Source organism: Micromonospora sp. NPDC049089, from assembly GCF_040648775.1.
Classification (GTDB): domain Bacteria; phylum Actinomycetota; class Actinomycetes; order Mycobacteriales; family Micromonosporaceae; genus Micromonospora.
In genome coordinates, this window is sequence record NZ_JBEZEH010000255.1 from 1 (window position 1) to 8,946 (window position 8,946).

9 protein-coding genes and 1 pseudogene are annotated in these 8,946 nt (G+C 72.1%); 4 read left to right on the forward strand and 6 right to left on the reverse strand.

All coding sequences use genetic code 11. From position 1 onward, the window contains the following. Positions 1-42: 42 nt before the first annotated feature. Positions 43-2,169: a PhoX family phosphatase gene (locus tag AB0B48_RS29805; protein WP_357207271.1), complete on the reverse strand. Its 2,127-nt coding sequence runs from the start codon at positions 2,167-2,169 to the stop codon at positions 43-45. A gap of 215 nt (positions 2,170-2,384) precedes the next feature. Between AB0B48_RS29805 and AB0B48_RS29810 the strand changes: the two genes are divergently transcribed. Then, positions 2,385-2,900: a sigma-70 family RNA polymerase sigma factor gene (locus AB0B48_RS29810; RefSeq protein WP_051708644.1), complete on the forward strand. Its 516-nt coding sequence runs from the start codon at positions 2,385-2,387 to the stop codon at positions 2,898-2,900. Next, a complete protein-coding gene (locus AB0B48_RS29815; protein WP_357207273.1) occupies positions 2,897-3,604 on the forward strand; it encodes a zf-HC2 domain-containing protein in 708 nt (235 codons plus the stop codon). Before AB0B48_RS29810 ends, AB0B48_RS29815 begins: the two co-directional genes overlap by 4 nt. A 95-nt stretch (positions 3,605-3,699) precedes the next feature. Here AB0B48_RS29815 and rarD read toward each other — a convergent pair whose 3' ends face one another. The 4 genes from rarD to eccE form a co-directional block, all read right to left on the reverse strand. Beyond that, positions 3,700-4,623 (reverse strand): EamA family transporter RarD, encoded by a 924-nt coding sequence (rarD, locus tag AB0B48_RS29820; RefSeq protein ID WP_357207275.1) that lies wholly within the window; start codon positions 4,621-4,623, stop codon positions 3,700-3,702. Beyond that, entirely contained in the window at positions 4,620-5,117 is a 498-nt protein-coding gene (locus AB0B48_RS29825) for a GNAT family N-acetyltransferase (protein ID WP_357207277.1), read from the reverse strand. The genes rarD and AB0B48_RS29825 overlap by 4 nt, the downstream gene beginning before the upstream one ends. Before the next feature lie 128 nt (positions 5,118-5,245). Next, positions 5,246-5,632, reverse strand: a complete 387-nt coding sequence (locus AB0B48_RS29830) for a phage holin family protein (protein WP_091395522.1) — start codon at positions 5,630-5,632, stop codon at positions 5,246-5,248. Positions 5,633-5,722: 90 nt separating this feature from the next. Further along, positions 5,723-7,672 carry a type VII secretion protein EccE gene (eccE, locus tag AB0B48_RS29835; protein WP_357207278.1) on the reverse strand — a complete coding sequence of 650 codons (1,950 nt, stop codon included), beginning with the start codon at positions 7,670-7,672 and terminating at the stop codon, positions 5,723-5,725. 292 nt (positions 7,673-7,964) lie between these two features. On the opposite strand from eccE, the gene AB0B48_RS29840 reads away from it, so the two are divergent. Then, complete coding sequence (locus AB0B48_RS29840) at positions 7,965-8,285, forward strand: WXG100 family type VII secretion target (protein WP_091395516.1); 321 nt, start codon at positions 7,965-7,967, stop codon at positions 8,283-8,285. Positions 8,286-8,306: 21 nt separating this feature from the next. Next, positions 8,307-8,600, forward strand: coding sequence for a WXG100 family type VII secretion target (locus tag AB0B48_RS29845; RefSeq protein ID WP_355004864.1), 294 nt, complete (start codon positions 8,307-8,309; stop codon positions 8,598-8,600). Between the two features lie 85 nt (positions 8,601-8,685). On the opposite strand, the pseudogene AB0B48_RS29850 reads toward AB0B48_RS29845, so the two are convergent. Continuing rightward, positions 8,686-8,946, reverse strand: a pseudogene (locus tag AB0B48_RS29850) (type VII secretion-associated serine protease mycosin); the annotation flags it as partial.

The following is an 8,946-nucleotide window of genomic DNA, read 5'->3' on the forward strand; positions in this document are numbered from 1 at the left end:
CCACGCGGGACCGCCGGAGCAACGTCAGTGGCTGTCGTGCCGTCAGCTGCCCACCGGGCCGCCGTCGAGGCGCCAGGTGACCACCACGCCCGGCTTGGCGTGATCACCGTCCGGCCAGTTCGAGGCCGGGTTCTCCACCGAGGCCCCGGTGATCTCGCCCGGGTGCTGCACGGCGACGAAGACCGAGCGGTTGTCGCCGGTGATGAAGGGGCCGCAGGTCTCCGCGCCGAGCGGCACCGTCAGGAACTGCTTGAGGTGACCCCGCTCCGGACCCTCCACCGCGGTGGCGAACAGACCGTCGTTGCTGCCCAGCGCGTTGCCGTCGGTGGAGATCCAGAGGTTGCCGGTGGCGTCGAAGGCGACGTTGTCCGGGCAGGAGATCGGGGAGACCTTCGTCTTGTCGTACCCGGCGAAGAAGGTCGACGGGTCGGTCGGGTCGCCGCACACGATCGGCAACGACCAGGCGAAGGTCTCCGAGGTGTTGTCGTTGCGGTCCTCGACCAGTTCCAGGATCTGCCCGTGCTTGTTGGCGTTGCGCGGGTTGGCCTCGTCCGGCTTCGGGTTGCTGCCGACGCCCCGGTTGGTGTTGTTGGTCAGCGCCACGTACACCTTGCCGGTGAGCAGGCTCGGCTCGACGTCCTCGGGGCGGTCCATCTTGGTCGCGCCGACCTTGTCACCGGCAAGTCGGGTGAAGGTGAGCACGTCCGCCGCGGTCATCCCGTCGACGAACGACCGGTTGCCGCTGACCAGCCTGATCCAGCGCCCCCGACCGTTGAACGCGCCGTCGGTGGGGAGCTTGCCCGTACCGTCGATCTCGGCGGCGCTGGTCTGCTCGAGCTTCGCCACGTAGAGCGTGCCGGACTCCAGCAGGGTCAGGTTGTGCTTGCGGGCAGCCCAGGAGTTGCCCTTCATGAACTTCTTGTCCGAGACGAACTTGTAGAGGTAGTCGAACCGCTCGTCGTCGCCCATGTACGCGACCACGTGGCCGTCCTTCGCGACGATCACGTTGGCGCCCTCGTGCTTGAACCGGCCCATCGCGGTGTGCTTGCGCGGGCGGCTCTCCGGGTCGAACGGGTCGATCTCGACGACCCAGCCGAACCGGTGTGCCTCGTTGGGGTGCTTCGCCAGGTCGAAGCGCTCGTCCGCGCGCTCCCACTTGCGGCTGCCGCTGGGGTAGCGGCTGGCGGTGCTGATGCCGTAACGGTCCAGCTTCGGCTTCAGCTCGGCCGGGGCGGCGTCGGCGCCCACGAAGTACTGGTTGAAGTTCTCCTCGCCGGAGAGCACTGTGCCCCACGGGGTCACGCCACCGGCGCAGTTGTTCAGCGTGCCGACGACCGTACGGCCCCTGGGGTCGGCGGCGGTCTTCAGCCAGGCCGAGCCGGCGGCCGGGCCGGTCAGGTCGAACTTGGTGCTCAGGGCGGTGACCCGCCGGTTGTACGGCCGCGGGCCCTTGCCGACCGGCTTCCACTGCCCGGTGCCCGCGACCCGCTCAAGCTCCACCACCGACATGCCGTGCGCGGCCATGGCGGTGCGCACCTGCTCCACGGAGAGCCCGTCCAGGCCGGGGAAGCCCGGGAACATCAGGTCCTCGTTGGTGTACTCGTGGTTGACCACGAGCAGCGCCCGCTTGCCCTGCTTGTCCAGCGGCAGCACGCCCACGAAGTCGTTGTTGTAGCCGAACTGCCTGGACTGCGCGGCGGCGGTCTGGTGGTGCAGGTCGAACTCCGGCGCGCCCGGCAGCACCGGGTCACCCCACTTGATCACCACGGCGTGGTCGTAGCCGTTCGGCACGACCAGGGTGTCCAGCTTGTTCGGAGGGATCGGCTTGAAGGTCAGCGCGCCGCTGCCGATCCCGGTGCTCGGGCGGCCGAACCCGAAGTTCTCCGGAACGTCCGGGGCGGTCGGGGCCGCCATGGCCGGGGCCGCCCCGGCGAGCGCGCCAGCCGCCGTGCCGCCGAAGCCGAGCACCAGCGCGCCGACCGCGCCGGCCCGGACCACGCCACGCCGCGACACCTCGGCGTTCACCACGTCACCGAAGTACGCGTTGTCGGAGGTGTTCGGGACCGGGTGGTCACACGCGTTTCCGCACCGGTACAGACAGGTCATGGCATCACGGGTGCCATGACGGGTGCCGTTCAACAGGGGGAGCAGCCGGGGACGGTCGCTCATGGGGGAGGCCTCCAGAGAAGTCGGTGGCACGACAAGCGGCGTACCAGCCGGACGCTAGGAGGACGTGGTGAGCGCTCGTCAGCCGCGATGTGAACCGGGCATGAACACCTCTCCGGGCGGCACCCGTCTGACCTCGGGCTGAACCGATCGGCGTGACCGCACGTATTCCCGAGCGGACGCACCGCCGGACGCGCGCCGGAAGCGAGGAGACCGCCATCAGCGACCACGACGCCCAACTGCTCCGCGCGCTGCACGACGAGCACGCGGAGGCGCTGTACGCCCATGCCCTGCGGCTGGTCAACGGGGACCGGCAGCGGGCCGAGGACCTGGTACAGGAGACGCTGCTGCGGGCCTGGCGACATCCGGAGTCACTCGACCCGAGGCGCGGATCGGTGCGGTCCTGGCTGTTCACCACCGCCCGTAACCTGGCCATCGACGCCTGGCGGCGGCGATCCACCCGGGTCGGCGAGGTGTTCACCGACGATCTGCCCGAACCGCCCGAGGTGATCGACGAGGCCGAACGGGCGGTGGAGGCGTGGACCGTCGCCGAGGCGCTGAACCGGCTCAGCCCGACCCACCGGGAGGTGCTGGTCGAGTGCTTCTACCAGGGGCGGTCGGTGGCCGAGGCGGCGTCGCGCCTGGGCGTACCGCCAGGGACCGTGAAATCCCGCACCCACTACGCGCTGCGGTCTCTACGGTTGGTCCTGGCCGAGATGGGGGTGACGGGATGACCCGGTGCGAGTTCGCGTACGACGACGGCGCGTACGTGCTGGGCGCCCTGGCCCCTGCCGAACGGGCGGCCTACGAGCGGCACCTGGGCGGCTGCGCCTCGTGCCGGGAGGCGGTCGCCGAGATCGCCGTCCTGCCCGGGTTGCTCGGGCGCCTCGACCCGGCGGGGTTGGAGCAGATCCTGCCGCCGCCGGCCCCGCCCCGGGTGCCCGCGCTGCTCGACGAGGCCCGCCAGCGTCGTCGTCGGGAACGCGCCGCGGACCGGCGACGGTACGCACTGACCACACTGGCCGCCGCCGGGCTGGCGTTGCTGGTCGGTGTCGGCACCGCAGTGGCGCTGCCTCGACCGGCCGACCCGCCCAGCGTGCAGGGCAAGCCCGCCCCGCAGGTGTCGATGGTGGCCATGCGACCGGTGGCTTCCGCCGGGCCGGTGCACGCCGACCTCGGGTTGACCGGCACGAAGTGGGGCACCGAGGTGAGAATGCGTTGCGGGTACGACGCGCGGACGAGCTACGGCAAGGCGTACCCGTTCCGGCTGGTGGCGCGGGGCCCGAACGGGGCCACCGAGCAGATCGGCTCGTGGTTGGCGGCCCCCGGCGACGATCTGAGCTTCACCGGCACGACGAGGTTCACCGACGCCGAGCTGGTCAGCGTGGAGCTCCAGAAAGCCGACGGCACCCCCCTGTTGACCTACGCCGTCCCGTAACCCACCCCGTCCCTTTCGCGATCTTGCACTTTCTGTCCTTCCAGAAGGGGCATGGAGGGCATATCGGCGACAGAAACTGCAAGATCGCGGGGTGGTCAGGGGGTTGGGGTTGGGACGGGCGTTGGGAGAGGGGTGGGCCGGCGGGTACGGCGGGAGGCTCGGACGGCGTCGGCAGTGAAGACGATCAGGGCCAGCCAGACCAGCGCGAAGCCCGCCAGCCGGGCCGGCGGCATCGGCTCGTGGAAGATCAGCACCCCGCAGCCGAGCTGAAGGATCGGTGCCAGGTACTGGACCATGCCCAGGCTGCTCAAAGGCAGTCGGTTGGCCGCCCCGGCGAACAGCAGCAGTGGAATCGCCGTGGCCGCGCCGGCCAGCACCAGCAGCGCGGTGTGCCCCGCCGAGACATGCCCGAAGGTCAGGTCGGCCTTCGCCGTCAGCCAGCCCAGGTAGCCCAGCGCCGGCAACGCCAGCACCGCCGATTCCACGAACAGCCCCTCCGCCGCCGGCAGCCCGAGCCGCTTCTTCACCAGGCCGTAGCCGGCGAAGCTGAACGCCAGGGTCAACGCCAGCCAGGGCAGCCGTCCGTAGTCCACGGTGAGCACCGCGACCGCCGACGCGCCGATGCCCAGCGCCACCCACTGCGCCGGGCGTAGCCGCTCCCGCAGCACCGTCACCCCGAGCAGCACCACGACCAGCGGGTTGATGAAGTAGCCGAGCGCGGTCTCCACCACCCGGTCCGAGTTCACCCCGTAGATGTAGGTGCCCCAGTTGACAGCTATCAGCGCGGCGGCGGCGACGATCCCCGCCACCGCCCACCGGCGGCGCAGCAGCGCCCGCAGGAAGCCGATGTTGCGCAGCGCGCCCAGCAGCAGAGCCACGAAGACCACCGACCAGACGATCCGGTGGGCCAGGATCTCCAGCGGGCCGGCGGGTCGCAGCAGCTTCAGGTAGAGCGGAAAGAAACCCCAGAGCAGGTACGCGCCGAGGCCGTAGAGGTATCCCAGGCGGAGTGGCGTCACGTCTCCACCGTAAGGGGCATAGTGCTGCTTTGTTCCTTTCCGGTGAGCGGGGTCACCGGGGCTCGCCGGTCCAGCTGCATCCACCGTTGCGGCGCGTCCAGCGGGGTGAAGCCCACCCCCGCGTACACCTGGTGGGCGTCGTTGGTGCAGAGCAGGATCCGGCGTACGCCCAGCTCATCCAGGTGGTCCCGGACCGCGCCGGCCAGCCGTCCGCCCAGCCCGCGACCCCGGGCGGCGCGGTCGACGTACACGTCGCAGAGCCAGGCGAAGGTGGCACCGTCGGTGACGACCCGGGCCACGGCGACCTGGCGGCCGTCCTCCGGCCGGTAGATGCCGAACGGCAGCGAGCCGGCGAACGACCGCTCGGTGGTCGCCCGGTCCCGTCCGAGCGCCCAGTACGCGTCGGTGGACAACCAGTAATGCACCAGATCGAGGTCGATCCGCTCCGGATCGGTGCTGAGCAGGTGGCCGTCGGAATAGGTCAGCGAGAACATGCCGCGACGCTAACCGCCGAGGTGGGCGGTAAGGCCGCAACATTCCCGAACTCTGGTCATCGGCCCGCCGGGGCCCCGGCCGAGGTCGGAGCCCCGGACGGACCGGGTCGGTGCTTGCTGGTCGGCGGTCAGTCCCGGTCGAGGACGGCGCCGAGGATCCAGGTCACGATGCTCACGAAGAGGGCGCCGAGCACTGCCGCCGGCCAGAAACCGTCCACCGAGAACGGCAACCCGGCCTGGTCGGCGATCCAGCTGGTGAGCAGGAAGAGCAGCCCGTTCACCACCAGGGCGATGAGACCCAGGGTCAGCAGGTAGAAGCCACAACCGACGGTCTTGATGATCGGCTGAAGAACAGCGTTGACCACACCGAAGATCACCGCCACCAGGAGCAGCGTGGTCACCGTCTCGGTGGCCGAGTTCGAATCCAGGGAGATGCCCGGGATGAGGAGCGTGGCCAGCCAGAAAGCCAGAGCTGTGCTGGCCAGCCGAATCAGCAGACCTTTCAGAAAACCCATGGCGGGGATCGTGCCACGGACACCGCACGGACGTAACCCGCCGGCTGGCGCGTCCGGTGGAATCAGCCGCGCGTCGGCGGGCCGATCAGTTCAGCCGCGCGTCGGCGGGCCGATCAGTTGCGCCTCGATCGGAGTGGGGGAGAGCAGTGCCCAGCGCAGCGCCCGACGGTTGACCACCGCCACCATGTCCTCCCGGATCCGGGTCAGCCACTCGGCCGACCCGCCCAGCCCCAGCGCGGCTCCGGCCAGGGTGGCCTCGGCGGAGGTCAGTGGCTGGAGCAACGCCAGGTCGGCGCGGCTCAATGCGTCCACATCGGCCGGGGTCAGCTCGTCGCGTACCACAAGGGTGGCCCGCCACGGCGGACCCGGCACGGCCTCGGCCGCCACCGGCCCGGCGTCGACGATCAGCAGCAACGGCCGCAGTGCGGTGCCCACCCCGTCGGCGACCGCCCGACCGGGAGGGAGCAACGGGATCGTGCCCCCCGGTGCGCCAACCCCACGGACGAACGGCTCCCAGGCCCGTGGCCGGGCGGTCTGCACCACCACCAGGGCGCCGAGTGCCAGGGCGCGCAGGGCCACCAGCTGGGCTGCCCGTACCCCGCCGACCAGCAGCACGCGGGTGCTCTCCGGCCGGAACAGTCGCACTGTGACGGCGCGACCGTGCCGGTTGGTGCCGACCATCATTCCCGCGTCGCCCAGGGACAGCTCCCAGTCGTCCACTGTCGGCCCGGGCGCGGGTGGGCGGGGCTGCGCTCCCGGTGCCGTCAGCGCCAACGGCAGCGTGGCGGCCAACCCGCTCAGGTGTGCGCCGTCGAGTCGTCGCAGCTTTCCGCCCAGGTCGGTCACCAGGCGGACCAGCGCCTCGCTGGCCGCCGCCAACTCGGCCGCCGTCCCGGCGGCCAGGCGTACGGTCAGCTCGGTCGGCACTCCGCCGGCAGTAGGCGGAGCCGACGACGTCGACATCGTCGGCGACGGGCCTGAGCAGATCGACACCGTCGTGGCCGTCGCCGGCAGCGCCAGCAGGCGGGGCACCAGCCGGCGTCCAGCCGCAACGCCCGCGTCGGGCCAGTGGAGCAGACGGAAGGTGGCCTGGACGAGACTGCCGGACCGGATCGCCGGCCACGACTCCCGGACCGGGTCGCCGTCGTGGTGTGCCAGCTCGCCCAGTACGCGCAGCGCCGCCGGCACCCCGAGCGGTCGCGCGGCCAACGGCCCGAGCCGGCGGACGAGCCGGCGGACCGTGCCAGCGATTACCCGGCGCAGGTCCTCCTCGGACCAACCGTTCACCCGCAGCACCCGGACCGCCACCACCGCCCGCTCGCGCCCGGCGAGCCGCCCGTCGGTGAGCTGCCGGTACGACGTGCCGACCGTGCCACCGGCGCTCGGCACCGGTGCCGGCGCACCGGCGAGCAGCAGTTGCACCAGCAGCGGGGGCTGGTCCGGCCCGGTCGGGGGGAGCAACGCGGCCGGGGCGGGGATCGCCTGGGACACGTCACCCAGCAGGTCGCCGGGGTCGCCGAGCTCCAGGAGCGCGACCATGCCGGTGGTGTCCTCCAGGAGGGCCGCCGGCCCGCCGGTCAACTCGGTCGAGCGGACCACTGTGCCCGGGGCTACCAGGTCGAGCAGTTCGGCCGCGTCGGCCGGCCCGGTCAACGCACGCCGGTGGGTGAGGTGCCCGATGGCGGTGCCGAGCCACTCGAACAGCCACCGGCCCCGCACCGGCACCCAGGCGGCGGCCACCAGCAGCACGGCCACCAGTACGGCTGCCGCGACGACCGGCGCGGGTCGGCCGAGGGTGACGAGCACCAGGGCCGCCGCGACCTGTGCGGTGACCAGCTGGCCGGCTCGCGCTCCGGCAGCCGCACGACGGCCGAGTGCGACCCAGTGGGCCGCCGGCGACCGGCGACGGGGGGTGCGCTGCTCGACCGGCAGTGGACCGCTGTCGGTGGATCGACCCGGCCCGCCCACCCGTGGGGAGGCGCCTGCCTCGGACCCGACCGGGGTCGGCGGGTGCGGCCCTCCGGTGGTGATCGCCGGCACCGTGCCTCCTCGACCAGTGGGGACCGGGGTCGGGCGGCCGGCCGCCCTCCGGCGGCCCGTCACGCGCCGCGACGTGGCTGCGGCACATCGTAAGCGACCGATGGCCGCCTCGGTTGTCCACAGGGGAAGCCGGTGGGGTAGCAGAACCGCTACGAGGTCGCTACCGTCAGCCACGAAGTCCTTCGCTGACCCGTGTCTCAGTGCTCGAAAGACCGGGCCAAGCGACGACGCGTCGCCCCGGGATGGGCGCGTCGACGGCCAGGTGCGATCCGAGAGACGAGGTGACGTCCGGATGTCCCAAACCAAGGCAGAAGCAGCGGTGATGCAGCAGACTGCCGCGAAGTTCGAGCAGGTGGACCAGTCGTTGCAGTCCATGCTGACCGGCCTGCTGGCCGAGCTGGAAGTGTTGCAGCAGGCCTGGCGTGGCGCTGGTGGCCGGTCGTTCGAGCAGGTCAAGCAGCAGTGGTCACAGGACCAGGCGGCGCTGCACCGCGCGCTGCGCGAGACCGCCGGTGCGATCCGCACCGCCGGTCGGCAGTACCACGCGTCCGACGACGAGGTGGCCAGCCGGGTGGCCGGCACCAACCGCGGCGGCATCCAGCTGCCGCTCTGATCCCGCTGGGGAGGGAATCCGATGGACCATGGTGTGCTGGTCGTCAACTTCGCCGCGCTGCAGCAGGCCGGCGCTGACATTCAGAAGGCGTTGAACACCCTCGACGCGCAGCTCGGTCAACTCGAACGCGACGCCGCCCCGCTGGTGGCGAGCTGGACGGGCGACGCGCAGCAGGCCTACGAACAGCGGCAGGCGCGGTGGCGTTCGGCCTCGCAGGACCTGCAGGGGATGCTGCGTGACATCAGGTTGGCGGTGAACGACTCCGCCACCGACTACCTGGACACCGAGAAGAAGAACACCGGGCTGTTCCAGTGAGCGATGTGGGCCGGGAGCGCTGACCGTGTCCGGGCCAGCGCCCCGCCCGCAGCCGGTCGGCGGCGAGGGCCCTGTGCGGGCGGCCTCAGGCCGGGCCGGCCGGTCGCCAGCGCCGACGGGTGCCCCGGGGCACCACCAGGGCGAGCAGCGCCACGGTGACCGCCGTGATGCCGGCCACCGCCCCGACCAGCAGGGCTCGGTCCCGTGCGGCGACCCGACGAGTTTGGTGGGCGAGCTGCGCCGGGTCGGCCTGGTCGTCGGCGAGCGCGGCGACCGGCGGCGGGGCGGGGGGGCGGGCGCCCCGCCGGGGGGCCCCCCCGCGCGCCGGGCCACCCCCCCGACGGGT